This window comes from Aminobacter sp. P4_D5 (assembly GCF_056401815.1).
This window is the reverse complement of sequence record NZ_JBFUIP010000998.1, coordinates 1-604: the sequence shown is the minus strand read 5'-3', so window position 1 is coordinate 604 and position 604 is coordinate 1. Positions and strand designations below refer to the sequence as shown.

The window sequence follows — 604 nt, the reverse complement described above, 5'->3', positions numbered from 1 at the left end:
CTTCGCCTCAGGTCTTTTCCGGAGATCCGTTCCGTCCAACTCGGCTGGAATCCTAGTCTAGGGAAATTTATTTATTGAGAATTTGGAAAAATATTGACGCTACCGGAGGTGGACGCTAAGGCCTGTGACACACGCGGGCTGTCCTGCGACGCAGCCTCCAGGCGTATTCCGGGCCACCCACGCATAAAAAATGCAACCCGACGCAACATGTGAGCGTAGGGAATTGGTGAGGACAGCCTGAGCCGAAGGGATCAGGTGCATGAGTGTCAGTATGAGAGAAGCGATGTCGACTGGCGAAAACACTGGGCGGGCGGAGAAGGAACATCGTCCGAGCCCGATCGACGTGCACGTCGGTTCCCGGGTTCGTCTTCGCCGCACCCTCCTCGGCATGAGCCAGGAGCGTCTTGGCGAAGCACTCGGGCTTACTTTCCAGCAGGTGCAGAAGTACGAGCGCGGCGTGAACCGGATCGGCGCCTCGCGCCTGTTCGACTTGTCGCGCGTACTCGACGTGCCCATCAGCTTCTTCTTCGACGATATGCCCGGCACGGTCGGCGGCAGCCAGAGCTTCGCCCGCCGCGTCTCCGGCTTCGCCGAATCACAGGAC

1 protein-coding gene is annotated in these 604 nt (G+C 59.8%); it reads left to right on the top strand.

Going from position 1 to position 604, the window contains the following annotated elements; translation table 11 throughout:
- Positions 1 to 283: 283 nt before the first annotated feature.
- Positions 284 to 604, top strand: a 321-nt coding sequence (locus AC1DWF_RS36300) for a helix-turn-helix domain-containing protein (RefSeq protein WP_476843288.1), incomplete at its 3' end; no start/stop codon positions are given.